The sequence below is a fragment of the Tepidiforma flava genome (genome assembly GCF_027594505.1).
In the GTDB taxonomy this organism is placed as follows: Bacteria; Chloroflexota; Dehalococcoidia; order Tepidiformales; family Tepidiformaceae; genus Tepidiforma; species Tepidiforma flava.
Map to the genome: position 1 here is coordinate 1,200,256 of NZ_CP115149.1, position 25,930 is coordinate 1,226,185.

A 25,930-nucleotide genomic window follows, 5' to 3' on the forward strand; every position below is an offset into this window, starting at 1 on the left:
ATGGACGTGGTCTTCCTCAGCGACCCGCTGCCGGCGGGCACGGACGCGAAGCTCCTGCTCGGCGGGAAGGCCGCCGGCCTCGTGACGATGACGCAGGAGCTCGGCCTGCCGGTGCCGCCGGCCTTCACCGTCACGACGGCCGTCTGCCGCCGCTTCCTCGCGGAGGGCTGGCCGCCCGGGCTCGATGACGCGGTCCGCGCGGCGCTGGCCCGCCTCGAAGCCGCCTCGGGGCGCACCTTCGGCGGCGGCGAGCGGCCCCTCCTCGTCTCCGTCCGCTCCGGCGCCCCGGTTTCGATGCCGGGGATGATGGACACGCTCCTCAACGTCGGCATGACCCCGGCCGTGCGCGAGGCGCTCGCGCGCGAAAGCGGCGACCCCCGCTTCGCCGCCGATACGTGGCTCCGCTTCGTCCGCTGCTACGCCGCCATCGTCCTCGGCGTGCCGGAGGACCAGGCGAGCCACGCCGCCATGCACGACGGCACCCCGGATGCGATGCTCGCCGCCGCTGACCGCGTGCAGGCGCTGGCGGACCGCTTCGGCGGCATCCCGGCGGACCCCGTCGCGCAGGTGCTCGAGGGCATCCGCGCCGTCTTCCGCTCGTGGGAGTGCGACCGCGCCCGCGTCTTCCGCGAGCGGGAGGGCATCGACGGCGCGCTCGGCACCGCCGCCACCGTGCAGGCGATGGTCTTCGGCAACCTCGACGACCGCTCCGGCACCGGGGTGGCGTTCACGCGCGACCCCTCGACCGGCGCGCGCGGCGCCTTCGGCGACTACCTCGCCCGCGCGCAGGGCGAAGATGTGGTGGCCGGCACCCACGCCGTCAGCGGCCTCGATGCGCTCCGGGAGCAGCTGCCGGCCGTCTACGACGAGCTGCTGCGCTACCTCGACCGGCTCGAGCGGCACGAGCGCGACATGTGCGATGTCGAATTCACCGTCATGGCGGGCCGGCTGTACATCCTGCAGACGCGCATCGGCCGCCGGAGCCCGCTGGCCGCCGTCCGCATCGCGGTCGACATGGCGGAGGACCCGGGCTTCCCGCTCAGCCGCGAAGAGGCGGTCGCGCGGGTCGGGCCGGAGACGCTGCAGGCGCTCGCGAAGCTCGGCGGGGTGGACCCGGCCGCCGAGCCGGTCGGCCGCGGCCTCGCCGTCTCGCCGGGCGTCGGCGCCGGCGTCCTCTGCTGCGACGCCGACCGTGCGGCGGCCCTCGCTGCGGAGGGCGCGAGCGTCGTCCTCGCCCGGCCGGAGACCTCTCCCGCCGACGTCCACGGGATGGTGGCGGCGGCTGCGCTCGTGACCACCACCGGCGGCGTCGTCAGCCACGCTGCAGTCGTCGCCCGGGGCTGGGCCATCCCCGCCGTCTGCAGCCTGCAGGATGCCTGCGTCGAAGAGGGCGCGCTGGTGGTCGGCGGGCTGCGCATCGCCGAAGGCGAGTGGGTGACGGTCGACGGCACCCGCGGCCTCCTCTTCGCCGGCGACCGGCGGACCGACGGCGCGGCCGACCTGCCCGAGGTGCGGAAGCTGCGCCAGTGGGCCGCCGAGCTCGCCGAATCGGGCGCCGGCGACGGCGCGGGCGCGCCGGCCGGGGCGGAGACGCGCCCGGTCAGCCGCTACGCCGTCCTGCGCGCGCTCGGGCTGAAGGGGCTGGCCGCGCCGGAGCGGATTGCGGCCGTGCTCGAAGCCGACCCGGCGGCCGTCGAAGCCGAGCTGCGCGCCGCCGCCGCCGAAGGCCTCGTCCGCGAGACGCCGCGCGGCTTCGCCATGCTCCCCGCCGGCCGCGAGGCCGTGCTCGCCGCCCTCGCCGAGGAGCGCGCCGGCATCGACCCGGCGGCCATCGGCCGCGTCTTCGCGGCGTTCGACGCGCTCGACAGGGAGTTCAAGGCGCTGGTGAGCGGCTGGCAGCAGGCGCCGCCCGCCGAAGCCGAGGCCGCCTGGGCCCGCGCCGCCGCTGCGCTCGACGACCTGCACGCGCGGCTCGGGCCGGTGGTCGCGGAGGCGGCCGCGCTCGCGCCCCGGCTCGCGCCCTACCCGCGCCGGTTCGCGGCCGCGCTCGAGGCGGTCCGCGCCGGCGACCAGTCGATGCTCGCGTCGCCGCTGAAGGAGAGCTACCACACGGCCTGGTTCGAGCTGCACGAGGAGCTGATCGCGCTCAGCGGCCGGAAGCGGGAGGAGTAGCGGCCGGCCGGGGCCGGCCCTCAGCCCTGGCCCCGGCTCCAGCGGAAGCTCAGCCGCGCCAGGACGGCCGCGCCGGCGAACCACGCCGCCAGCACCAGCAGCGCCGTGCCCGTCTGCCAGCTGCCGTAATCGTCCCGGCCGATCCAGTCCGGGAGGAAGACGGAGCGGAGCGCCTGCGCCATCCACTTCAGCGGGAAGACGCTCGCGACCGCCTGCAGCCAGCCCGGCACGACCGAGTACTGCAGGAACACCCCGCTGATGAACTGGAGGACGAGGTAGGGCGGCTGGACGACCGCCGGGGCCGAGCCGGCGCTCCGGATGATGCGCGTGTAGGCGATGCCGAGCAGCGAGCACGAGCCCGCGCCGAGGAAGAGCACGGCCGCGAACACGGCCCACTTCGCCGGCTCGCGCGGGAGGCTCACCCCGAAGGCCGCCACCCCGATGGCGAGGATGACGATGACGATGAGGACGGAGGTGACGAAGGCGAGGGCGACCTTGCCGGCGAAGTAGGCCGAGCGCGGCAGGGGCGTGGCCGCCAGCCGCCGGAGCAGGCCTTCGTGCTGTTCGATGGCGATGCCGGTCGCGAGGTTCGCGAACGTCACGCTCACGATGCCGGAGGCGATCATCCCGGGGACGAAGTACTGGGGGAACGGCACCGCCGGCTCGCCCGGCGGCCCCTGGATGTCGCCGCTGAAAATCGTCGAGAAGACGACGACGAAGAGGACCGGCAGGAGGAAGGTGAAGAAGAGCTGGTCCGGCGTGCGGAAGAAGGTCAGGAGTTCGACCTGCAGGCGGAGCAGGGCGAGGCGGGCGAAGCGGCGGGAGCCGGTCATGCGCTGCCCCCGGCGGGGAGCGCCGCTGCGGCGTCGGCTTCCGCGTCGTGCGCGCGGACGAGGCGGAGGTAGACGTCCTCGAGCGTGGGCCGGCGGATTTCGAGGCCGGGCAGCTCCGGCTCGCCGAGGGCCTCCGCCCAGCGGGCCAGCTCGGCGACCGCCCGGGTCGGCGCGGCAGTCGCGAGGGCGACGCGGCCGTCCGGCAGCCGTTCGAGCCCCGGCAGCGGCGGGAGCGGCGCCTCCGCGAGCCGCCCGGCGGGGTGGAAGGTCACGGTCGCGCGGCCCTCCTCGCGGCCGCCGATCGCCGCCGGCGCGCCCTGCGCCGCGAACCGCCCGCGGATGATGATCGCGACCCGGTCGGCGAGCGCTTCCGCTTCTTCGAGGTAGTGGGTGGTGAGGAGGACCGTCTTGCCGAGCGCGGCGAACTGGCGGATGACGGCCCAGAGCTGGCGGCGGCCCTCCGGGTCGAGCCCGGTCGTCGGCTCGTCGAGGAAGATCAGCTCCGGGTCGCCGACGATGCCGAGGGCGAGGTCGACGCGGCGCTTCTGGCCGCCGGAGAGGTGCTTCAGCCGGCGGCGCTCCTGGCCATCGAGGCCGACCATGGCGATGACGCGGGCCGGGTCGAGCGGCGCCGGGTAGAAGCTGGCGAAGTGGGCGACCACCTCGCGCACGGTGAGGACGTCGAAGAAGCCGGCGGACTGGAAGACGACGCCGATGCGGGCGCGCCAGGCGGGGCCGGCGCGGGCCGGGTCTTCGCCGAGGACGCGCGCCTCGCCCGCGCCGGGGCGGCGGAACCCTTCGAGGATTTCGACCAGCGTCGTCTTGCCGGCGCCGTTCGGGCCGAGGAGGGCGAACACTTCGCCCGCGGCCACCTCGAGGTCGACGCCGGCGAGCGCTTCGACGGCGCCGTACCGCTTGACGAGGCCGCGCGCGGCGATGGCGGGCGGGGCTGCCATGGCGGGCATTGTAGGCGCCGCGCGCGGGCGGCTGAGAAGGCCCGGACGGGCCCCTGCTCAGGGGGTCTTCCCGGCCTCGCGCAGGAGCCGGAGGAACTCTGGGTCGCCCTGGAGGATGGCGAGCCGCGGGTCGGCGGCGGCTTCCCGGGCGTAGCCGGCGTCGAGGGCCAGCGCCCGCTCGATGTGGCGGAGCGCCTCCTCCCGGTTGCCGAGGACAGCCGCGGCCTGGGCCGCGCCGTAGTGGGCGGCCGGGTCGCGCGGGTCGAGCCCCGCGGCGGTGAGGAAGTCCTGCAGCGCGCCTGCGGCGTCGCCGCCGTGGAGCCGGGCGAGGCCGCGGTTCACCATCACGGTCGTATCGCCGGGGTCGATGGCCAGCGCAGCGTCGAAATCGGCGATGGCGGCGCTGGAGTTGCCGCGGTAGAGGAAGAGCATGCCGCGGTTGTTGAGTGCGTCGGCGTCGTTCGGCAGGAGTTCGAGGGCCTTGTTGTAATCGGCGAGCGCGCGGTCGTAGTCGCCCGAGCGGGTGTAGGCGTTCGCCCGGTTGTAGTAGGCGGCGGTCAGCTCCGGGTCGAGCAGGATGGCCTGCGTATACCGGTCGATGGCGAGGGCGAACTGGCCGACGTTGAAGTAGACGTTCCCCTCGTCGAGGTACGACTCGGCCGAGCGGCGGGGAGGCGGCTGGATCGGGCGGGGGGCGAGCTCGTCGAGCGCCTCTTCGACGCTGGCGAAGAGCGGCTCCTCCGGCGCGGCGGGCTGGGCGGGCGGTTCGGGCGGCGCGGGCGGGACGACCCGGCCGGCCTCGTCGCGGGCGAGGTCGACCGGCGGCGCGTCCGGCGGCGGGGCCATCCCCTCCGCGGCGGCGTCGGCGACAGCCCGCTCGAGCTGCTCCGCGGCCGAGGGCGCGGGCGGCTCCTCCGGCTGCGCGGCCAGCTCTTCGAAGCGGCGGAGGATGACGTCCGCCTCCGCCTCGGCGCGCTCCTCGAGCGCCTCGACGGGGTGGGCGAAGGCCTCGGGCGGTTCGGCGGCGGCGGCGCCGGGCTCCGGCCCGCCGAAGGTGCCGGCCATCGCCTGCTCGAGCTGCTCGAACTCGGCGATGGCGCGCTCGAACTCCTCCGCCTCGGCGAAGAGCTGCTTCACCGCCTCGTCGGAAAGCTCTTCGAGGTCGTCGAGGCCGCGGAGGGCCTCCTCCGCGGCGGCGGCATCGTCCCCGGCGAGCGCGGCCTGCTCTTCGGGCTCGGCGTCGAGCGCCGCCTCCTCGCCGATTTCCGCCGGTGCGGCGAGCGATTCGGCGGCCTCCTCGCCGCGGAGCGCCTCCTCCGCGGCGGCAGCATCGTCCCCGGCGAAGGCCTCCGCGAGTGCGGCCTGCTCGTCGGGCCGGGCCTCCTCCTCCGGGCTGAGCGTGAACGCCTCCCCGTCCTCCGCGGCCGGCGGTTCGAGGACGGCTTCTTCGGCGGGCGGCTCGGGTTCGACGACGCGGCCGGTTTCGTCGATGGCGACGTCGACGGGCGGCTCCCAGTCGGGGGCGCGCATGCCTTCGGCTTCGGCGTCGGCGATTTCGCGCTCGAGCTCGTCGTCTTCGTCGAGGGTGAGCGCGGGTTCGACGGCGGGCGGGCTCCAGCCGGGCTCGGGCGCGGGCCAGGCAGGCCGGCGCCGGCGGAGGGCCTGCACGGCGAGGGCGGCCGCGCCGGCGAGCAGGGCGGCGATGAGCAGGAACTTCAGCAGGCGGCCCATCATGCGCCTCCGCGGGCAGTTTCCCGTTCGAGCAGCGCTTCGGTCACGAGCCGCAGCGCCTCGTAGAGGTAGAGCACCTGGTCGCGCGGGTGGAGCTCGACTTTCTTGAGCGTCTCTTTCCGGGCGGTGACGGGGTCCCACGAGCCGGTGAGCTCGATGCTCTCGTGGTCGATGCCCATCTGGAGTTCGTACAGCTCGCCGTCCTCGGCGACGACGATGCAGCCGATCTCCGGGTCATTCGCGAGGGGGCCGATGTCGACTTCGATGGCGTTGGTGAAGAGCGCGTTGGGGAAGGGTGGGAAGGGGCGGAGCTCGGCGCACGCTTCGCGGAGGAGGTCGGCGAGCTGGAAGGCGGCCCGCTCGAGGATGGCATCGGCCTGGGCTTTCCGCCGGAGTGCTTCGCTGGCCATACGGCCGCAGTATACGGCGGCGCGGGCGCCGGGTCTGCGGGCCATTGCGGGCTGCGAAGGAGCGGCCCGGCAGGGTGTCGTCCTTCGAAGCCGCCCGCGGGTGTAGACTGGGGCACCCGGGCAACAAATGTTCACCCACCTGCACACTCACACCGAATATTCGCTGCTCGACGGCATGAGCAAGATCGGCCCGCTCATGGACCGGGTGAAGGCGCTCGGCCAGGAAGCCATCGCCATGACGGACCACGGCGCCCTCTACGGCGCCATCGATTTCTACCGCGAGGCCACGGCCCGGGGCATCAAGCCGATCATCGGCGTCGAGGCGTACGTCGCGCCCGGCAGCCGCTTCAGCCGGGAGAAGAGCGAGAGTTCGCCCTACCACCTCGTCCTCCTCGCCCGGAACCTCACCGGCTACAAGAACCTCATCGCGCTCGTGACGAAGGCGAACCTCGAGGGCTACTACTACAAACCGCGCATCGACCGGGAGCTGCTGGAAAAGCACTGCGACGGCCTCATCGCGCTCTCCGGCTGCCCCTCCTCCGAGTTCCACCGCCGGGTGCAGGAGGGCGACCGGGAGGGCGCCATCGCCGTCGCGAAGTACTACCGCGAGCTGCTCGACGGCCACTACTACCTCGAAGTGCAGGACCACGGCGACGAGAAGTTCACCCGGCTGAACCCGGTCATCGCCGATATCGGCCGGGAGCTCGGCATCCCCGTGGTGGCCACGAACGACAGCCACTACACCTTCCCGGAAGACGCCGAGGCGCACGACGTCCTCCTCTGCATCGGCACGAACGCGACGGTCGACCAGCGCGACCGCTACCGGTTCGACGGCCACGGCTACTACGTGAAGAGCGAGGAGGAGATGCTCCGGCTCTTCCCGGAGAACCCCGAGTTCATCACGAACACGATGCTCGTGGCCGATGCCTGCGACCTCGACCTGAAGTTCGACCGGCAGCTGCTGCCCGAGCCGCCGGTGCCGCCCGGCCGCACGAGCGACGACTACCTCGCCGAGATCTGCTTCCGCGGCCTGCGCGGGCGGTTCGACGTCGTGACGCCGGAGCTGGAGGAGCGCCTCCGCTACGAGCTCGACGTCCTCCGGCAGACGGGCTTCACCGACTACATGTTCGTCGTGAAGGAGATCGGCGATTTCGCCCGGAAGTCCGGCATCCGCATGGGGGTGCGCGGCTCGGCCGCCGCCTCGCTCGTCCTCTACGTCCTGAAGGTGACGGACATCGACCCGGTGGCGAACCGGCTCGTCTTCGAACGGTTCCTCAACATCGAGCGGCGCGAGATGCCGGACGTGGACTTCGACTTCGCCGACGACCGGCGGGACGAGATGATCCGGTTCGCCTACGAGCGGTACGGGCGGGACCGCGTGGCCCAGATCATCACCTTCGGGACGCTCGGCGCGAAGGCCGCCATCCGCGACGTCGGCCGGGCGCTCGGCCTGAGCTATGCCGAGACGGACCGGGTGGCGCGGCTCGTGCCGGACGTCCTCCACATCACCCTGCCGGACGCGCTCGAGCAGTCGGCCGAGCTGCGGGAGGCGTACGAGAGCGACCCGAAGGTGCGCCGCCTCGTCGATACGGCGAAGCGGCTGGAGGGCGTCGCCCGCCATGCGAGCACCCACGCGGCCGGCGTCGTCATCTCGCGCGACCCGCTCATCGAGCACGTGCCGCTCCAGCGCCCCAGCCGGGGCGATGAAGACAGCATCCCGATGACGCAGTTCGCCATGGAGCAGGTGGCGAAGATCGGGCTGCTGAAGATGGACTTCCTCGGCCTTTCGAACCTCACCATCCTCCAGCGCGCGACGGACCTCATCCGGGAGACGACGGGGCAGGAGATCGACCTCGTCCGGCTGCCGGACGGCGACCCGAAGACGATGGAGATGCTGGGCAAGGGCGAGACGTTTGGCGTGTTCCAGCTGGAATCGGCGGGGATGCGCCGCTACATCCAGGAGCTCCAGCCCACGAACATCGCCGACCTCTGCGCGATGGTCGCCCTCTACCGCCCGGGGCCGATGCAGCACATCCCCCGCTACATCGACGGCAAGCACGGCCGGGTGCCGATCACCTACCCGCACCCCGACCTCGCCGACATCCTCGACGAGACGTACGGCGTCATCGTCTACCAGGACCAGGTGCTCCTCATCGCGCGGAAGTTCGCCGGCTACACGCTCGGCCAGGCCGACATCATGCGGAAGGCGATGGGGAAGAAGAAGGCCGAGATCATGGCGGAGGAGCGCGGCCGCTTCATCGCCGGGGCCGTCGCCAAGGGCTACGCGGAGGAGGATGCGCGCGCCGTCTTCGACCTCATCGAGCCATTCGCGGGCTACGCCTTCAACAAGGCGCACAGCTGGTGCTACGGCCACATCGCCTACCAGACGGCCTACCTGAAGGCGAACTACCCGGTGCAGTACATGACGGCCCTGCTCCAGCTGGCGAAGAACGCGCCGGATACGCACGCCCGCATCGCCGCGGCCGTGGCGGAGTGTTCGAAGCTCGGCATCGAGGTGCTGCCGCCGGACGTGAACGCCAGCCAGGACAACTTCAGCGTCGAGCGCCGCCCGGACGGCTCGATGGCGATCCGCTTCGGCCTCGGCGTCATCAAGAACGTCGGCTCGGCGGCCGTCGAGGGCATCATCGCCGAGCGCGAACGGGGCGGCCCCTACCGCGACATCGAGGATTTCTGCCGGCGCGCCGACCTTTCGTCGGCGAATTCGCGGGCGCTGGAGCACCTCGCGAAGGCGGGGGCGTTCGATATGCTCGGCGGGCCGCCGGGGCCGTACAACCGCGCCACCCTCGCCTTCAACGCCGAGCGGCTGATGGGGCTCGCGAAACGGGAGCGGGAGCTGCGCGAATCCGGCCAGGCGACGATGTTCGACCTCTTCGGCAGCCAGGTCGAGACGCCGCTGCCCTCGCTCGACCTCGAGGCGGTGCCCCAGAAGCGGGAGGACCTCCTCGCCTGGGAGAAGGAGCTGCTCGGCGTCTACGTCTCGGACCACCCGTTCAAGTCGGTGGCCGCGGAGGTGGCGCGGTTCGCCACGCACAGCATCGCGGACCTCGGCCCGGAGCTGGCGGGCCACCCGGTCACCGTCGCCGGCATGCTCACGCGGGTGCAGGCGCGGAGCACGCGCGACGGCCGGAAGTTCTACCTCGCCGAACTCGAGGACCTCTCCGGTTCGGCGGAGCTGATGGTCTGGAGCGACACCATCGAGCTCACGGGCGAGGAGGCGTGGGCGGAGGGGCGCGTGCTCGTCTGCCAGGTGGAGGTGCGCGACCGCGGCGACCGCGGCGTCGGCTACTCGGTCCGGAAGGCGGCGCCCTACGACGCGGCGAGCGGCACGGCGGCCGGGTTCGCCGCCGCCCAGTGGCAGGTCGAAGCGCCGAAGAAGCGGCCCGCGCCGGCCCCCGCGGCCGACGACGAGGCGCGGCGGCCCGCCGGCGAGGCTGCGCCCCGCCCGAACGGCCGCCCGCCCGCGGCGAACGGCGCACAGGGCAACGGGAACGGCGGCTACCGCGCGGCCGGCCCGGCGGCGGAAGCGAGCCGCCCCGGCGTCACCCCGCCGGTCGAGGGCGAAGCCGCGCGCCTCGCCATCACGCTCATCGAAACGGATGACGTCGACGCCGATGAGGCGCTGCTGAAGGCGGTGGTGGAGCTGCTGGGCAAGCACCCGGGGAACGACGAGGTGCGGGTCGTCATCCGCGACACGGCGGGCGAGGAGACGGAGTTCGATTTCCCGCGGGCGCGCGCCTCGGAGGAGCTGGCGCGGTCGCTCCGGAGCCTGCTGGGGAACCGCGGCAGCGTGCGGCTGGCCGGCGGCGCGAAGGTGGCCGGCGCGGCGTAAGGCGCTACCAGAGCAAGGAAGGGCCGCCCCGGATCCAGTTCGGCTGGAAGCCGATGACGCGCGCGTTCGCCGGCACGTGGAAGCAGATCTGGCCTTCGAGGAAGCGCCCGGGCAGGAGGTCGAACCCGCCGTATTTGTCGTTGACTTCCTCGAACGGCTGGGGCAGGTCCCAGCAGGAGCTCGACCACGCGGTGCCGTCGGCGAGGACGAGCGCCGTGCAGGTGTCGCCGCAGAAAATCTTCTCGGTGTTCGGCCCGATGTTCGTCGCGCGGGCGTAGATGACCACCGTGCGTTTGCCGGCCGGCACCCAGCCGGTGCCGACGTACGGGTCGATGATGCTGATGACCTCCCAGCGAATGACCGAGTCGTAGGTGCGCACATCGATGCTGCGGCCGATGGGGACGGGCACGTTCCGGGGCGCGGGGGTTGGGCTCGGCGTCGGCGTCGGTGTCCGGGTGGGCGTTGCTGTCCGGGTTGGTGTCGCGGTGGGCGTCGGGCTCGGGGACGGCGTCGGCGTCGCTGTCGGCGTCGGCGTCGGTGTCGGCGTGGGAGACGGCGGCAGCGAGGGCGAGGCAGCCGGCGCTTCCGCGCCGGCGGTCGTTGATGCGCCCGGCGAGGGTTCGGGGGTGGGCGTCGGCGTTGGCGCAGGCGGCGGGCCCGCGGCCGCCCGCGGGGGCGCGGGGGTTGGGCTCGGTGTTGGCGCGGCCGGCGGGACGGTCGGCGCGGCCGTTGGGACGCGGACGAGGTCGCGCCGGAGGTAGCGCGGGCCGGTGTCGGCATCGACCGGCGCGGCTTCCTGCGGGGAGCAGGCGGCGACGAACATGGCGAGGGCCGCGGCGGCGAGCGCCCAGGCGCAACCCCGGGCCGGCGACTTCATGCGCGGCATTCTGCACCGGGTTGGGAGCGCGCTGCCAGTGGCGCCTGGCGGCCGGCGCCCCGCAGGTGGCCTACCGCGGCGCTGCGCCGGGGTTCGCCTGCTCCCAGGCGATGAAGGCGTCGGCCATCCCGGCGAACGTGCTCCAGGCCACTTCGCCCGACGCCGCGAGCGGGTCGACGGTTTCGGTGAGGAACCGGTCGATGACGGCGAAGGGCGCGCCGCCGCCGCCGCGGAACTCGCCGGGGTGGATGGTGACGTGGGCGACGTTGACCCGGTCGGCGCGGCTGGCGGCGAGCGAGGCCCGGAGCCGTTCGCTGAGGTAGGCGAAGTAGGCCTCGTCGCCGCCGAACTGGCCGCTCCGGCGGGCGCCGGCGAAGTCCTCCCGGTCGTACGCGCCTTCCGGCAGGAAAATGACCGGCCCGGCCGGGTCGTGGCGGCTGAAGGCGGAGAACTCCCGGCCGTCGGTGCCGCCAGCGGGCCGCCACGGGTTCACCCCGGTGAGTTCGAGCGGCGTCGACTGGCTGGCCGGGTTTTTCCAGTCGGAATTCACCTCGAGACCGGCGGCGGCCGCTGCCTCGCAGAGGTGCGGGTAGAGGTTGCCGCCGCTCCAGGAGCGGATGCGGTCGACGCCGCTCGCCTGGCGAACCAGCGCGAGCTCCTCTTCCAGCACGGCGGTCCAGCGGCTCACGGGGAGGGTGCTGGATGACGCGCCGAGGTGCGCGTCTTCGTGGAAGTGGAGGGCGATCTCATGGCCGGCGTCGGCGAGGTCGCGGAGGATGCTGCTGCCGTTGGCGATGGCGGCCGAGGTGAACGGCGACTGTGCCTGCACGGTCATCCGGCCGCCGTGCCGTTCGACGATCGCCGCGACGGCGCGGATGTCCTCGGACTGGCGTTCGAAGAAGGTGCGGTCGGCATAGTCGAGCTGGCGGCCTTCGACGGCGCCCGAGCGGAACCCCTGCGCGGTGGTGCCGAGCGGCTCGATGTGCATGCCGATGGTGAAGCGGAGCACGGGCTTGCCGGCAGCCGGCGAAGGGGATGGGACGGGGCTCGCGCCCGCGGACGGTGTGGGCGCTGGCGGGGGGCCGCCGGAGGGGGTCTCCGGGGTGCAGCCGACCAGCGCCAGGGCTGCCGCGCCGCCGAGGGCGAAGAGTCCCCGGCGGGTGAGCGTGCGGCGGTTCGAAAAGCGCGGCTGCGTCATGGGCTGCCTCCGTTACCGTCCGTATGGCGCACCGGGGGCAGAAGTGACGGGGGTCTGCGGCCGCGGTGTGTTAGAGGTTCATACGTGCGTCACCCCGGCAGCAGGCCGGCCTTCCGGGCGTCGTCGAGGAACCGCTCGATGCCGACGTCCGTGAGGGGGTGCTTGAGCATCTGGGGCAGGAGCGACGGCGGGATGGTCGCGATGTGGGCGCCGGCGAGCGCGGCCTGCGTGACGTGGAGGGGGTGGCGGAGGCTCGCCGCGAGGACGCGCGCCTTCAGGCCGTGCGTTTCGACGATCTCGACGCACTGGCGGATGAGCTCCATGCCGTCGTGGCCGACGTCGTCGAGTCGCCCGACGAAGGGGCTCAGGTAGGCGGCCCCGGCGAGTGCGGCCAGGAGCGCCTGGTTGGCGGAGAAGATGAGCGTCACGTTGACGCGGATCCCCTCCCGGCTGCAGCGGTGGATCGCTTCGAGCCCCTCGGCATCGATGGGGATCTTCACCACGACGTTCGGGTGCCAGCTCGCCAGCTCGCGCGCCTCGGCGACCAGCTCGTCGGCGGTTCGGGAGATGCACTCGGCGGAGATCGGCCCGTCGATGACGGCGGCAATCTCCTGGATCCGCTGGCGGTAGCTGACCCCGCCCTCGCGCGCGAGGAGGCTCGGGTTGGTGGTCACGCCGCTGATGACGCCGTAGCGGGCGGCGGCGCGGACGTCGTCGATGGAGGCGGTATCGAGGAAGAGCTGCATGGCGGGCGTCCCCGGGGCTGGCGTTGCTGGCCCCATGGTACGGGAGCGGCGGACTACGCAGGGTCCGGGAAGCGCGGCGGCCCCCGCTGGAGAAGGGAGCGGGGGCCGCCTGAGAGAAACCAGGTTTCCGCCTGAGGGGAACGCAGCAAGAGGAGGGCGTCGACCTGGTGTTTGCGGGCGACCCAGGGGCCCTGGACCCTGAGTCGCGCCACACCGTGGATATTAGGGAGCCCTAACGAAATGTGCAAGGCCTACGCGCGAAATTATCGGTGGTGGCGCGAATGGGAGTTGGGAGTTGGGAGGCAGGAGGAAGAGGGCGGTCCTTCCGAACCGCGACCGGGAGGGAGCGGCGCGGTGGTGTGGCCCAGCTCGCCCGCGGAGGGACCGATGGCGGGGGTCAGCGGACGGTTTTTGCGGAAACGGGATGGACCCCTTGCGCGGGAGGGGTGGCGGTGTGGTAGTGTAGCCGACAGGAAAAATTCGACCCGAGTGGAGGTGTGCGATGTCCTTGCGCGAGCGGCGCTCCATCTGGATTGCGGGTGCTGCGGTGGCCCTGGCGGTGCTCGCCGGCGGCTTTTTGGCCGGCCGGGCCGTCTTCGATGACGGGCCGGTGACGGGCGCACCACCCGAGCCACCCTCCTCACCCGCTGAGGTGACGCCCCTGCCAACGCCGTCGCCTAGCGACGAAATCGACACGAGCCGGCCTGGCTGGGCGCTCTCCTACCTCGAAGCGGACAAATTGCTCCCCCGCTACGACCAGGTGATCAACGGCATCACCGTCGGGCCCACGGCCCCGGGTGCGGAATCGGGCTTGTGCCGACCGGGCGAGGCCCGCTGGGTGCTGCTCGAAGAGGCGCAGCAGCTGGATCCCGCCCTGGCTCGGGTGCCGACGCGGCTTCCTGCCGGGGCGATCCTCGACCGGGTGATGGGCATCGCCTGCGGCGAGCACCTGATCGAGATAGATTTCACGTTCGCTATCCCGTCCGCCCCGGATGCAGCGCGGCAGATGGCCCAGGGCCGCAGTTGGTTCGATGTCGAGCACGGCGGACAACTCAGGGTGATCAAAGGACGCGCAACCAGCCCGGTCGCATCGTCCAGCATCGCTGCCGAGCGCTGGGAGGCCGGGACAGTCGCGGGGTTGCCTGCGGCCATCGGGCGGGCGGTCCTCCGCGACGAGCTGGGCGAGAGCATGGTTGTCGTTTGGGACGCCTCGCGGAACCTGCTCATATGGGTCAACGGCACCAACCGCAAGCTTCCCGAGCTGCTCGCCCTCGCCGAGGAGGCGGTGCAATGACGCGTATTTTCGTGACTCCTGCCCTCCTCCTGCTCTTCGTCGCCGGCATGGCAATCGGTGCGCTGACCGCGCCCGGCGCGGGCGCCGCGCAATACACGTACTTCCTCTACGTCAATCCCGGGGCCTCCACCAACCTGCTCACCTGCGGCTGGCACGACGTTTGCGAGCATCCCTACAACTGGGGAAACGCCCTGGACTGGGGGAACGACCCATACACGAACCGATACGTGTACTGGCGGTCGTGGGGCGTCGCCGATAGCGGGTCGGGGACGATGGCCTACGCCTCCCCTTACGACGCGAGTAGCCAGCGATGCTATGGCGCCGGCGCCCATGTTTTCGACCTTGCCTGGCAGTGGAAGGGCTCGGTTGCCTGGCTGCACACGCTGCTTTCGCCGAGCGCGCCGACCATCTCCATCGATGGGAGCTGGGCGGGCGCCTTTACGAGCGGCGGGCCGATGGGAACGACGGTCGCCAGTGAAAAGTCCATAGACTGCCGCTGGACTGCCCCCCACCTCCACCAGTACAGCACGGCGGCTGGCTGGTTCGCCAACACCGAGGTGTATCCACCGGCCCCGAGCGGTGGAACTGGCTACAACCTCTCGGCCTTCGGCAACTGGCAGAACCGCACCACCTGGACCAATTAGGTTCCACCAGTCCGACCTCCTTGGGAGGGGCATTTCGACCGCGCGGGCGCCGCCTCCCCACTGGCGGCCGGGAGAACGGCCGAGCCAGCGGCCTCCCAACTCCCGACTCCAAACTTCCGCGGGCGCTACTGCATCACGAGCTGGCCCGGCTCGCTCATGGAGATCCAGTAGACGCGGAAGGTGAAGAGCCCGCCGAAGTCGTTCAGGTAGCGCGGTTGGCCGGGCAGGTGGCTCAGCCAGCGGCCGCTGGCGTTGTCGTATTCGAGGACCTGGTCGTACTTGCCAGCGATGCTAGCGAGGGCATCGGCCACGGCCCGCGCCGGCCCGGTGTAGGTGAAGTTGTTCCAGCCGGCGGCGAGCTCGATCGTTCGCCCGGGGGGCGGGTTGGGATTGAGCGAGGCGACGTTCGCGGCCGGGGCATCGACCCAGTAGGCGTCGAATTGCTGGATGACCGGGTAGTCGTTCACGGCGGCGGGTGCGCCGCGGATGAAGCGGAGGTAGGCGCCGAGGGCCCCGTCGGCCTCGCTGAAGGTCCACTTGAGCGGGTCCCAGCGGTAGATGGCGTTCCACGGGAGCGGCAGGGTGGAGGCGGCGGCGGGCAGGGCGCCGGAAGGCTCGAGGTGGGCGAGGTTCGACCAGCCGCTCCTGAGGGTCTGCACGACGACCGAGCCGGGCGGTGGCGAGACGCCGCTGACGAACAGCCCGGCGAGCCCGAGGTTGGCATCGCGACCTCCCCAGGTGAAGGTCGGCCGCGCAGCCAGCCCGCCGATGACGAGCTCGACGGTGGCGCCGGGCGTCCCGCAGCCGGGCTGTTCGCCTTCGCTTCTGACTTTGATGGTGAAGGTCGAGACCGGCCCGGCTGCGATTGCCGCCGTCGTGCCGCAGACGGCGCCGCCCACGCGCGCCTCGATCGCCGTGCCGCCGGGAACGTCCCGCCAGTCGCGCTGGGGGACGCCGCTGATGGACATCGGGATGCGTGCGACGGCACCGCCGAGGTTGATGATGCCGCTCCCGGCCCAGTGCTGGCCGTGGGGTGCCGGGGGCGCGGGCGTGGCGGCGGCGCGGGCGGCCGCGATGTAGTCGTCGGCGCCGAGGAAGAGCTGCATGGCGGGGCTCCCCGGGGGCTGGCGTTTGGCGCCCCCCATGGTACGGGAGCCCGGGCCTACAGGGGTGGCCGTTCCCGCCGGAACGCCGCGACGGCCCCCGCCGGAGAAGTGCGGAGGCCGTCGCGGGGGGTGCCAGGTGTCCGCCTGAGGGGAACGCAGCAAGAGGAGGGCGTCGACCTGGTGCCTGCGGGCGGTCCCAGGGGCCCTGGAACCCTGAGCCGCGCCACACCTTTCATATTAGGCATAGCTAATCTTGGGTGCAAGAGGAAAGAAAACATTCTTTGCGGTTGGGGCGAATGGGGGCGCAGCCGCCCCGCCGCCGAGGTCGGAGGTTGGAGGTTGAAGGTTGAAGGTTGGCCGCGTCCCGGCTCCCGGTTCCCGCCTCCCGCCTCCCGGTTCCTACTGCATCACGAGCTGGGCGGGCTCCTTCATGTAAATCCAGTAGACGCGGAGCGTGAAGAGGCCCCCGAAATCGTTCAGGTAGCGCGGCTGGCCCGGCAGGTAGCTCAGCCACCGGCCGCTCGCGTTGTCGTACTGCAGCACCTGCGTGTACTTGTCGGCGATGCCGGAGAGCGCATCCGTCACCGCCCGCGACTGCCCGGTGTAGACGAAGTTGTTCCAGCCGCGCGCCAGTTCGACCACCCGCCCCGGCGGCGGGTTCGGGTTCAACGACGCGACGTTCGCTGCCGGCGCATCGACCCAGTAGGCATCGTACTGGGCGATGACCGGGTAATCGTTGACGGCGGCGGGCGCGCCCCGGACGAACCGCCGATACGCGCCGAGGACGCCCTCGGCCTCGCTGAAGGCCCACTTCGCCGGGTCCCACCGGTAGATGGCGGTCCACGGCAGCGGGAGCGTGGATGCCGCGCCGGGGAGCGCGCCCGTCGGCTCGAGGTGGGCGAGGTTCGACCAGCCGCTGCCGAGCGTCTGCACGACGACGGTGCCGGGCGGCGGCGAAACGCTGCTCACGAACAGGCCGGCGATGCCGAGGTCCGCGTTCGTCCCGCCCCAGGTGATGGTCGGCTTCGCCGGGAGGCCGCCGATGACGAGTTCGACCGCCGCGCCCGGCGCGCCGCAGCCCGGCTGCTCGGCCGCGCCCCGCACCCGGAGGGTGAAGGTGGAAACCGGCCCGGCCGCGACCGCCGTCGTCGACCCGCAGACGGCCGCCCCGATGCGGGCTTCGATGGGGGTGCCGCCGGGCACATCCCGCCAGTCGCGCTGCGGCACGCCGGTGAGGAGCATCGGGATGCGGGCGACAGCCCCGCCGATGTCGATGATGCCGCTGCCGGCCCAGTTCTGGCCGTGCGGCGCCGGCGGCGCCGGGGTGGCGGCCGCGCGCGCGGCGGCGATGTAGTCCTCGGCATTCAGCCGCGAATTGCGGGAAATGAGCAGGGCGAACATGCCGCTGACGAGCGGGGTCGCGAAGCTGGTGCCGCCCTGGAAGCCGCCGTTCGGCTCGCCGATCTCGGCGTACGGGTTCGAGAGGCCGATGTCCGTCCGCGTGGTCGAAAGGAGCCGGTTGCCGGGCGCGGCGAAATCGACGGCCGGGCCGTAGTTGCTGTAGGTGGCCCAGCTCATCCCGTCGAGGTTGTTCGCGGCGCCGACGGCGATGACGTTCGGGTACTGCGTGTAGGCGGCCGGGTAGGCCACGCCGGCCGGCTGGCCCGCGCTGTGGTTGCCGGCCGCGGCCACGACGATGACGCCGTTGTCCTGGGCGAGCTGGAGCGCGGCCCGGAGGGCGGGGATGTCGGCCTGCGTGTGGGGCGGGTCACTGGCGATGCTGATGTTGATGACGCGCGCGCCCTGCCGCACGGCGTAGACGATGGCGTCGGCGATGCGCGTCATGAACCCTTCGCCCCGGCAGTCGAGCGCTTTGATGGGGAGCAGCCGGACTTTCCAGGCGACCCCGGCGATGCCGATGCCGTTATCGCCGGCGGCGCCGATGATGCCGGCTACGAGCGTGCCGTGGCTGCTCGGCATGTCGTCGAGGATGGCGCCGGTCGGCGTCGAACTGGTGTAGCCGCACATCGCCTGGTTCACCTGCGTCAGGTTGATGAACCGGCAGCCGTAGCGGTCGTTGATGCAGCCGTTGTTGTCCCGGTCGATGCCGTCGTTCCGGTTATCGATGGGGTTTTCCCAGAGCTGCCCGGCGAAGTCGGGGTGGCGGACATCGAGGCCGGAGTCGATGACGGCGACGATGACGTCGCGGGAGCCCGTGTGGAGGTCCCAGGCGGCGGGCGCGCCGATGGCGGCGAGGTACTGGGCCTGGTTCGGGCCGCTGCCCGAGCCGAGGTAGTACGGGTCGTTGGGGATGGCGGCGGCCCGAACGGGCGCATCGGGCACCGCGCTGAGGACGTTCGGCGCCTTCGCCACCTCGGCGGCGAACTCCGCCGGGTCGCGGCCGGGCGGCACGGGGAGCGAGAAGTAGCCCTGTTCGGCGAGCGTGGGCGGCGCCTCCCACGCGCGGAGCGGCTGGGCGCGGAAGGCGGTATCGAACTGGACGGCGATGTAGGCGGCGGGCGCCGGGGCCTCGTCGTCGGCGGCAGCCGGGGCGGCGCTCCCTGCGGCGGCGGCCGCGCTCATCCCCGCGACAGCCAGGATGATCGCGAACCAGCGTCTCCGCACGGGGCCTCCTTCCGCCCTCAGGCCGTCAGTTGCCGATGACTCCGATGGCCGGGGTCGGGATCGGCGTCGGCTCCACGGCGGGGGCTTCGCCGAGGAGCTTCCGGTCCACCAGCACGGCGAGCTCGCGCGCCTGGTCGGTCGACATGTACGGCGTCGCGCCGAACGTCTGGACGGCGACCACGGCGCTGCCGCGCCGGAAGATGAAGCGATGATAGACGGAGGGGATGTCGGTCGTCCCGATGGTGGGGCCCTCGAAGCGGAAGGCGGCGGACTGGTTGGCGAGCGGCCGCGCCTGCGCCGGCTGGCTGCCGGTGCGCGCCTTCATCCGCCCCTCCAGGTAGTCGTAGGCGAGCTTCGCGCCGGCCGGCGATTCGAACAGGTACACCTCGACGGACGCGTAGTAGCCGCCCTGGGCGACCTGCGCGGCCCGGCCGATGGGGTCGAAATAGACCTGGTACCCGTCGATGATGCGCCACTGCTGCGAAAGCTCTTCGCCGCGCGCGTTCGTATCGAACCAGTAGCTCGCGGCGAAGGTGGCGATGTTCATGGTGAACGTATCGGAGGCGTTCACCTCCATCTCGGGCGGCATCTCCTCGAGGAGCGGGGTGTACTTGCTCGCGGGCAGGCTGACGGTCGGCTCGGGGCCGCCGGCGAGGCCGCTCGTGCTGGCGGGCGTGGGCTCCTTCACACTTCCTGGAACGTTCGAACCGCCTCCGGAGTTCCCATCGCTGCCGCTGGTGAGGAGGAGCGTGCCGATCGCGCCGCCGGCGATCAGCACCAGCCCGGCGACGAGGACGAGCACCGGCGTCGCAGGCCGCTTCCGGCGCGCCATCAGTTGCCCGCCGAGGGGTTGTAGTTGCTGGTCGGCGTCGGCTCCGGCGCGTCGAGCTGGCCGAGCGCCTTCTTGTCGCTGATGAGCGCCAGCTCGCGCGCGGCGTCGACCTTCATGAACGGCTCGGCGCCCTTCGTGAGCACGACGCAGACGAGGTTGCCGCGTTGGAAGAGGACCTGGTGGTAGACGGCGTTGATGCTCGATTTGCCGATGGTGCCGAGCGTCATCACGTAGGCCGCGCTCTGGTTGCCGACGCGCGTCATGGTGACCGGCGCCATGCCGGGCTGGGCCGCGGCGAACCGGTTGAAGTAGTCGTACGCCTGCTTCGCGCCGGCTTCCTGGGCGAAGAGGTGGCATTCGGTGCGGATGTAGTAGGCCCCGTTGAGGACGGCGGTGTCGCGGCCTTCGGGCGAGTAGCCGGTCTGGTAGCCGCCTTCGTAGCCCCACTGGGCGAGCAGCTTTTCGCCCTCCGCCTGCGAGGGGAAGACCTTCGTCTGCGCGTAGCCGGCGGCATCGACGACCACCGTGGCGGGGATGTCGGTGATCCAGTTCGTGCCGAGGTCTTCGACGCGGATGACGTACTTGCTCGCCGGCGGCGAGAGGTCGGGGCTGACGCCCGGGTTGGTGACTTCGACGGTGGCGGTGCTGCCCCCGGGCGCGGCGGGCGTGGTGCCGGCGCCGTCGCCGCAGGCGGCCGCGAAGGGCAGGAGGGTTGCGATGGCACAGGCGGCCAGCGCCATGGCGCGAGACATACCGAACCTTCCCCGGGGGCGTTGCTCTCGCGAGTGTACGGGCGGCCCCCGGTTAGCGGAAGAAAAGGCGAAAGGTTTGGGGAAGGAGGTTGGAGGTTGAAGGTTGGAGGTTGGCCCCCTCTCTCTCCCCCTCTCCCCTTCTCCCTTTCTCCCCTTCTCCCCTTCTCCCTTTCTCCCTCCCCGTGCCGCCCGGCGCTTGGAGCTGCGGCCCGGGCGCGGTCACGCTCGGCGGCATCACGCCCTGGAACGGAGGTTCGCCCGCGATGCCGTATCAGCAGCTGCCGCTGCCCGACCCGCCGCTCCCCGCCCTGCTGCGCCAGCTCGATTTCGACCGGATGGCGCGCTACCGGGAGTGCCTCGACTTCTACCAGGGCCGCCACTGGCCCGGCCGGCCGCGCCGCGGTGAACGGCGGCTCACGTTCAACTACGCCCGCGCCGTCGTCGATAAGGTGACCGGCTACCTGCTCGCCGGGGCCTCGGTGCAGGTCGCGGGCGATGAGACGCCGGCCGGGCTCGAGCGCGCCCGCCGCGCCGAGCGCGCCCTCCGCCGCGTCGAAGCCGCGAACGGCGTCAGCCAGCTCGATTTCGAGACGGAGCTGGATTGCGCCGTCCTCGGCGACGGCGCCTACCGGGTGGCGTGGGACGCCGCCGCCGGGGAGGTGCGCATCACCGCGCCGGATGTGCAGGGCATCTTCGCCTGGCGCGACCCGGCCGACCCGAACCGGCTCACGGCCGTCGCCCACCGCTACCGCGCCGGCGAGGAGGAGCTGATCGAGTACTGGACGCCGGGCGGGTTCGAACTCTGGCGCGGCTCGACGCTGGAGGAGCGGCTGCCGAACCCCTACGGCTTCATCCCCTACGTCGTCTTCCCGAACGTGCGCGAGCCGAAGCAGGCGTGGGGGTCGAGCGATATCCCGCCGCTCATGGAGGCGAACCGGGAGCTGAACCGGGCCTTCAGCCAGCTGAGCCAGGTGCTCGAGCTCTCGGGCAACCCGATCGCCGTGCTCGAAGGGGTGACCGGCTCGGAGGACATCACCGTCGAGCCGGGCGCCATCTGGGAGGTGCCGGAGGATGCCCGCGCCTACCTGCTCGACCTCCTGCAGGGTGGCGGCGTGGCGCTCCACACGGCGTACATCGACCTGCTCTACCGGGTGCTCCACGACCTCGGCGAATCGCCGCGGACGGCGTTCGGCCACAACCCGCAGGGGCTGAGCGGGGTGGCGCTGAACACCGAGCTCGACCCCATCGCGCGCAAAGTGGAGCGGAAGCGGCGCATCCGGACAGCGGTGTACGAGCGGCGGGCGTGGATGGTGCTGCAGCTCCTGGCGCGGTTCGAAGGGCTGGAGGTGGAGGGGCTGCGGCCCGTGATGCAGTGGGGGCCGGTGCTGCCGGCGGACCGCTCGCGGCAGGTGCAGGATGCGCGCCAGCTCGTCGAGAGCGGCATCATCTCGCGCCGGACGGCCGCCGCCAGCCTCGGCATCGACGACCCGGAGGCGGAGGCGGCGCGGGTGCGGGAGGAGGCGGGGTAGGGGAGGGAGAAGGGAGAAGGGAGGAGGGAGAAGGGAGAAGGGAGAAGGGAGAAGGGAGAAGGGAGAAAGGGAGGAGGGAGGAGGGTTCCTCGCCGATGTTCCGCACCCCCGGGCTCCCAACCGCGCCGGCGCGTGGCTCCGGCAGCGCCCCGGGGGTTGGAGGTTGAAGGTTGGAGGTTGGCCACCCGTCTCCCGCTTCCCGCCTCCCGGTTCCCGCCTCCCGCCTCCCGGTTCCCGGGGGCATCCGTTGGGCGCATGGCGCCCCGCGGGGACGGAGCCCCGCGGCTACGGGCCTCCCCGTGTGCCCCCGCCGGGGGGTTGGAGGTTGAAGGTTGGAGGTTGGCCACCCCTCCCTGTTCCCGTTTCCCGCGTCCCGCCGTCGTAGCCGCGGGCCTCCGTGCCCGCGGAGGGCCGGGAGGCCCACCCCGGCGTTCGAATCCCCCGCGTCCCGCTTCCCGGTTCCCGCCTCCCTTCTCCCTCCTCCCTCCTCCCTCCGCCCCCTACCCTTCGAGGCTTTCGAGCAGGCGGACGAGCCGGCCGATGAAGAGCGGCTTCGCGAGGAAGGCGTCTTCCGGGCCGGCGAAGGGGCGCGGGTAGGCGCTCATGAGCACGATGCGGGGGCGGGGCCGCCGCTTCGCGAGCGCTGCCGCGACTTCCGTCCCCGGCTGGTCGGCAAGGGCGACTTCGAGGAGGACGACGTCGGGCGGGTCGTCGTCGACCATGGCGAGGGCGCGGCGCGCGTCCGGCGCGGTGATGGCGCGCCACCCTTCGCCTTCGAGCACGAGCCGCAGGACGCGCCGCACGGCCGCGTCGCCGTCGACGATGAGGATAGTGCCGCGGCGGCCGGGCGGCTCCTCAGGTGCCGCAGGTGGCCCCGGTCGGGGGCTGCTCATGGCACCAGTTTGGGCCGCCGGCCATTCCAGCGGCACCGCGCCCCGCGCCGCACGGCTTGCAGTTGCATATCAAATCGAATCGCCGGCCCGGGCCCAGCCGGTGAACGCGCGGGCCGCCGGGTGACACCCGGGTGACGGGCAGGTGGCCGGCGGGGGAGAAGTTCGTAAGAATCCCGCGGCCGGGCGTTCGCCCCTCTTCCCGCGCGGTGGCGGCAGGGTGACGATGCGATGACCAGCCGGGAACGCTCCCGGGGAAGGACGGTATCCAGCCATGACGCCCCATCTCATCACCCTCCTCGTCGACAGCGACGAGTTCTCCCGCGAGGCGATGCGCCGCCGCATCGAAGCCGCCGGGCTCGAGGTCACGCTCGAACGTCCGGGAGGCCTCGCCGCGCAGCAGACGGTCGCCGAATCGCACCCCGATGTCGTCATCGTCGCGGTCGAGCCGCCTATCCAGCGCGCGCTCCAGCTCATCGACTTCACCCGCGCGCTGCTCCCCGGGGCGATGCTCGTCGCCTACGCCTCCGAGTGGTCGCCCCACGTGGAGCGGCGGCTGATGCAGGCCGGCGTCAACGACTTCCTGCACGGGAAGCTGTCGCGCGAGCGGCTGGTCGAGGTCGCCGGCCGGGCGCGGGCGATGGCGATCCGCCGGGCGAAGCTCGACCGGGGCGAGGTCGCGCCGCATGGCCGCGTCGTCACCGTCGTCGGCCAGAAAGGGGGCATCGGGAAGACGACGACGAGCACGAACCTCGCCGCCGCCATCGCCGCCCGGGGTGAGCGCTCGGTGCTCCTCATCGACCTCGACACGCGCTTCGGCGACGTCGCCATCATGCTCGACGTGAAGCCGGAGTACACCGTCTCCGAAGTCGCGCTCGAACCTTCGTACCTCGACCGAGAGGTGTTCGACCGGGTGCTGCTCGAGCATGAATCGGGCGCGAAGGTGCTGCCGGCGCCGCGCGACTACCGGAGCTGGCTGAACTGCTCGCCGGAGCACATCCAGCGGCTCATCCGCTTCGCCGCCACGGTCTTCGATGTGGTCATCTGCGATACGCCGGGCACCTACAACGACGTGGTCGGCGCGGCGCTCGAGGTGAGCGACCGGGTGGTGGCGATTACGAGTTCGGACCCGGCGAGCCTGAAGAACATGGCGCTCCTCGTCGACCATTTCCGGGTGAAGGGCCGGCCGGATGACGACATCCTGGTGACGCTCATCCACGGGCACGGCGAGCGGGGGCCGGGGCGGGCGGATGTGGAGTACGTGATCGGCCACCCCGTGAACTTCGAAATCCCGTTCGACCGCGAGGTGCGGAAAGCGACGCAGGCCGGGGTGCCGGTGGTGCGCTGGCGGCCGGGCTCGCCCGCCGCGCGGGTGTACGAGGCGCTGGCGGCGGCCGTAGCGGGCTACCCCGCGCCCGTGGCCGAGCCCGACGTCCGGGCGCGGTTCTTCGGCGTCTTCGGGCGGAAGGCCCGCGCGGGCGCGGCGCCGGCGGCCGCCCGGGAGCGTGACGGCATCGCGGTGTGACCTTTCGCGCGGCATAGCCACGGCGTAGCTACCCCGCCGTTTCGAGACGAAGCTCCTCTCCAGGCGAAGGACCCCCGGTCGAGCCAGCCGGGGGTTCTTTGCGGGGAGAAGGGGAGAAGGGGAGAAAGGGAGAAAGGGAGAAAGGGAGAAGGGGAGAAGGGCGAGTTTGCTCCTCGATGATGCGCCGCGCTCCCAACTCCGAACCCCGTCGCCGCGGGGCTCCGTCCGTCCCGAGGTGAAAGGTTGGAGGTTGGAGGTTGGAGGTTGAAGGTTGGAGGTTAAAGGTTGGAGGTTGGCCTCCCGGTTCCCGCTTCCCGCCTCCCGGTTCCCGCCTCCCGCTTCCCGGTTCCCGGGACATCCGTTGGGCGCATGGCGCCCCGCGGGGACGGAGCCCCGCGGCTACGGTGGGGGGTTGGAGGTTGGAGGTTGGAGGTTGAAGGTTGGAGGTTGAAGGTTGGAGGTTGAAGGTTGGAGGTTGGCCTCCCGCTTCCCGGTTTCCGGTTCCCGCTTCCCGGGACGTCCGTTTGGCGCATGGCGCCCCGCGGGGACGGAGCCCCGCGGCTACGGGAGGAGGTTGGAGGTTGAAGGTTGGAGGTTGGAGGACGTGGCGTACGTTTCCTTCAACTCCCAACTCCCAACTCCCAACTCCCAACTCCCAACTCCGAACTCCCGCCTCCCGCCTCCCGGTTCCCGCATCCCGCCTACCAGGCGGGCGGGACGATGGTGACGACGCTGCCGGAGCGGTGGTAGATGCGCGGAAGCCTACCGGAGAGCCCGGCGAGGAGGTCCCAGGCGATGGTGCCGGCGAGGCGGGCGACCTCCGTCGCGGTCAGCCGGTCGCTGCCGTCGGCGCCGAGGAGCGTCGCGACGTCTCCCTCCTTCGCGCCGGGAACGTCCGTGACGTCGGCCAGGAACTGGTCCATGCACACCCGGCCGATGACCGGGCACCGGCGGCCGCCGACGAGGACTTCGCCCGCGTTCGACAGCGAGCGGCGCCAGCCGTCGGCGTAGCCGACGGGGATGAGGCCGGCGCGGGTCGGCCGGGCGGCCCGCCAGGTGAGGCCGTAGCTGACGCCTTCGCCCGGGGCGACGTCGGACACGCGGGCGAGGCGGGCGCGGAGGGCGAGCACCTGTCGGAGCGCCGGGCCGGGCGTGTTGGCCGGCAGCTCGCCGTGGAGGGCGAGGCCGATGCGCACACCGGAGTAGCGGAACGCTTCGCGCCGGAGGGCGGTCGCGGTGTTCGCCGTGTGGCGGTAAGGCACCCACGGGAGCGCCTCCGCCGCCTGCGCGAACCGCCGGTGCTGCTCCTCACTGAACGAATCGTCGGCTTCGTCGGCGTTCGCCATGTGGGTCGTCAGGCCTTCGACCCGGAGGCCGGGCAGGGTGCGGCAGTACTCGGCGAGGGCGATGCCGTCCTCCAGCTCGACGCCGAAGCGGTGGAGGCCGGTATCGAACTTGATGTGGACGTCGGCCGTGGTGCCCGCGTCGACGGCGGCCGCGGAGAGCGCGGCGGCGAGCTCGCGGGAGTGGCAGGTGAGGGTGAGCCGGGCGCGGACTGCCTGGGTGGCGTCGGCCGGGAAGGCGTGGCCGAGGACGAGGATCGGCCGGGTGACGCCCGCCTGCCGGAGCAGGTAGCCCTCGTGTGGCCACACGACCGCGAAACGGTCGACGCCGGCAGCTTCGAGCGCGGGGGCGACGACGCTCGCGCCGGCGCCGTAGGCGTTCGCCTTGACGACGGCGATGAGCTCGACGGGGCCGAGGAGCGACTTGAGCGTGCGGACGTTGGCGGCGAGCGCATCGAGGTCGATTTCGAGCCAGGCGTTGAGCGCGGCCGTGACCTCGGCGAGGGCGTTGCGGGTGATCGGCGGGTGGGCCACGGGCCTGAACCGGTCCTTTCGGCAGGGCGCAGGGGCCTTTGGCGGGCGCCTGCTGCGATGCCTTAGCATCGGCGACGTGAAGG

The 25,930-nt window shown here is 72.3% G+C and carries 20 protein-coding genes; 7 read left to right on the forward strand and 13 right to left on the reverse strand.

Annotated features, from left to right (window positions below):
- On the forward strand, positions 1-2,172 hold the full coding sequence (locus O0235_RS07000) for a pyruvate, phosphate dikinase (RefSeq protein ID WP_270057826.1): 2,172 nt from the start codon (positions 1-3) through the stop codon (positions 2,170-2,172).
- A gap of 20 nt (positions 2,173-2,192) precedes the next feature.
- Here O0235_RS07000 and O0235_RS07005 read toward each other — a convergent pair whose 3' ends face one another.
- The 4 genes from O0235_RS07005 to O0235_RS07020 are packed head-to-tail and all read right to left on the reverse strand — an operon-like array spanning position 2,193 to position 6,102.
- Positions 2,193-3,005, reverse strand: a complete 813-nt coding sequence (locus O0235_RS07005) for an ABC transporter permease (protein WP_270057827.1) — start codon at positions 3,003-3,005, stop codon at positions 2,193-2,195.
- Positions 3,002-3,961, reverse strand: a complete 960-nt coding sequence (locus tag O0235_RS07010) for an ABC transporter ATP-binding protein (RefSeq protein WP_270057828.1) — start codon at positions 3,959-3,961, stop codon at positions 3,002-3,004. Before O0235_RS07010 ends, O0235_RS07005 begins: the two co-directional genes overlap by 4 nt.
- Positions 3,962-4,018: 57 nt before the next feature.
- Positions 4,019-5,695, reverse strand: a complete 1,677-nt coding sequence (locus tag O0235_RS07015; protein WP_270057829.1) for a tetratricopeptide repeat protein — start codon at positions 5,693-5,695, stop codon at positions 4,019-4,021.
- Positions 5,692-6,102: a hypothetical protein gene (locus tag O0235_RS07020; protein WP_270057830.1), complete on the reverse strand. Its 411-nt coding sequence runs from the start codon at positions 6,100-6,102 to the stop codon at positions 5,692-5,694. The genes O0235_RS07015 and O0235_RS07020 overlap by 4 nt, the downstream gene beginning before the upstream one ends.
- A 127-nt stretch (positions 6,103-6,229) precedes the next feature.
- Here O0235_RS07020 and dnaE point away from each other — a divergent pair, with 127 nt between their 5' ends.
- A complete protein-coding gene (gene dnaE / locus O0235_RS07025) occupies positions 6,230-9,952 on the forward strand; it encodes a DNA polymerase III subunit alpha (RefSeq protein WP_270057831.1) in 3,723 nt (1,240 codons plus the stop codon).
- Positions 9,953-9,956: 4 nt separating this feature from the next.
- Here the strand turns inward: dnaE and O0235_RS07030 are convergent, their stop codons facing one another.
- The 3 genes from O0235_RS07030 to fsa all read right to left on the reverse strand — a co-directional run bounded on the left by O0235_RS07030 (position 9,957) and on the right by fsa (position 12,773).
- On the reverse strand, positions 9,957-10,829 hold the full coding sequence (locus tag O0235_RS07030) for a hypothetical protein (RefSeq protein ID WP_270057832.1): 873 nt from the start codon (positions 10,827-10,829) through the stop codon (positions 9,957-9,959).
- A gap of 70 nt (positions 10,830-10,899) precedes the next feature.
- Positions 10,900-12,027: a polysaccharide deacetylase family protein gene (locus O0235_RS07035; protein WP_270057833.1), complete on the reverse strand. Its 1,128-nt coding sequence runs from the start codon at positions 12,025-12,027 to the stop codon at positions 10,900-10,902.
- 89 nt (positions 12,028-12,116) lie between these two features.
- Positions 12,117-12,773 (reverse strand): fructose-6-phosphate aldolase, encoded by a 657-nt coding sequence (fsa, locus tag O0235_RS07040; protein WP_270057834.1) that lies wholly within the window; start codon positions 12,771-12,773, stop codon positions 12,117-12,119.
- Positions 12,774-13,275: 502 nt separating this feature from the next.
- Between fsa and O0235_RS07045 the strand changes: the two genes are divergently transcribed.
- Together O0235_RS07045 and O0235_RS07050 are read left to right on the forward strand one after the other, a co-directional pair.
- Positions 13,276-14,067 carry a hypothetical protein gene (locus O0235_RS07045; protein WP_270057835.1) on the forward strand — a complete coding sequence of 264 codons (792 nt, stop codon included), beginning with the start codon at positions 13,276-13,278 and terminating at the stop codon, positions 14,065-14,067.
- Positions 14,064-14,711: a hypothetical protein gene (locus O0235_RS07050; RefSeq protein WP_270057836.1), complete on the forward strand. Its 648-nt coding sequence runs from the start codon at positions 14,064-14,066 to the stop codon at positions 14,709-14,711. Before O0235_RS07045 ends, O0235_RS07050 begins: the two co-directional genes overlap by 4 nt.
- A 125-nt stretch (positions 14,712-14,836) precedes the next feature.
- On the opposite strand, the gene O0235_RS07055 is transcribed toward O0235_RS07050, so the two are convergent.
- From O0235_RS07055 to O0235_RS07070, 4 genes are all read right to left on the reverse strand, one after another.
- Positions 14,837-15,817: a hypothetical protein gene (locus O0235_RS07055; RefSeq protein ID WP_270057837.1), complete on the reverse strand. Its 981-nt coding sequence runs from the start codon at positions 15,815-15,817 to the stop codon at positions 14,837-14,839.
- A gap of 399 nt (positions 15,818-16,216) precedes the next feature.
- A complete protein-coding gene (locus tag O0235_RS07060; RefSeq protein WP_270057838.1) occupies positions 16,217-18,442 on the reverse strand; it encodes a S8 family serine peptidase in 2,226 nt (741 codons plus the stop codon).
- 25 nt (positions 18,443-18,467) lie between these two features.
- Complete coding sequence (locus O0235_RS07065; protein WP_270057839.1) at positions 18,468-19,274, reverse strand: hypothetical protein; 807 nt, start codon at positions 19,272-19,274, stop codon at positions 18,468-18,470.
- On the reverse strand, positions 19,274-20,026 hold the full coding sequence (locus O0235_RS07070) for a hypothetical protein (RefSeq protein WP_270057840.1): 753 nt from the start codon (positions 20,024-20,026) through the stop codon (positions 19,274-19,276). Before O0235_RS07070 ends, O0235_RS07065 begins: the two co-directional genes overlap by 1 nt.
- A 263-nt stretch (positions 20,027-20,289) precedes the next feature.
- Here O0235_RS07070 and O0235_RS07075 point away from each other — a divergent pair, with 263 nt between their 5' ends.
- Positions 20,290-21,555, forward strand: coding sequence for a phage portal protein (locus O0235_RS07075; protein WP_270057841.1), 1,266 nt, complete (start codon positions 20,290-20,292; stop codon positions 21,553-21,555).
- A 500-nt stretch (positions 21,556-22,055) separates the two neighbouring features.
- Here O0235_RS07075 and O0235_RS07080 read toward each other — a convergent pair whose 3' ends face one another.
- Positions 22,056-22,448 (reverse strand): response regulator, encoded by a 393-nt coding sequence (locus O0235_RS07080; RefSeq protein WP_270057842.1) that lies wholly within the window; start codon positions 22,446-22,448, stop codon positions 22,056-22,058.
- A 271-nt stretch (positions 22,449-22,719) separates the two neighbouring features.
- On the opposite strand from O0235_RS07080, the gene O0235_RS07085 reads away from it, so the two are divergent.
- A complete protein-coding gene (locus O0235_RS07085; RefSeq protein ID WP_270057843.1) occupies positions 22,720-23,970 on the forward strand; it encodes a CpaE/TadZ family protein in 1,251 nt (416 codons plus the stop codon).
- 454 nt (positions 23,971-24,424) lie between these two features.
- Entirely contained in the window at positions 24,425-24,697 is a 273-nt protein-coding gene (locus O0235_RS07090) for a hypothetical protein (protein WP_270057844.1), read from the forward strand.
- Here O0235_RS07090 and alr read toward each other — a convergent pair.
- Positions 24,672-25,847 (reverse strand): alanine racemase, encoded by a 1,176-nt coding sequence (gene alr / locus O0235_RS07095; RefSeq protein WP_270057845.1) that lies wholly within the window; start codon positions 25,845-25,847, stop codon positions 24,672-24,674. The genes O0235_RS07090 and alr overlap by 26 nt on opposite strands.
- Between the last annotated feature and the right edge of the window lie 83 nt (positions 25,848-25,930).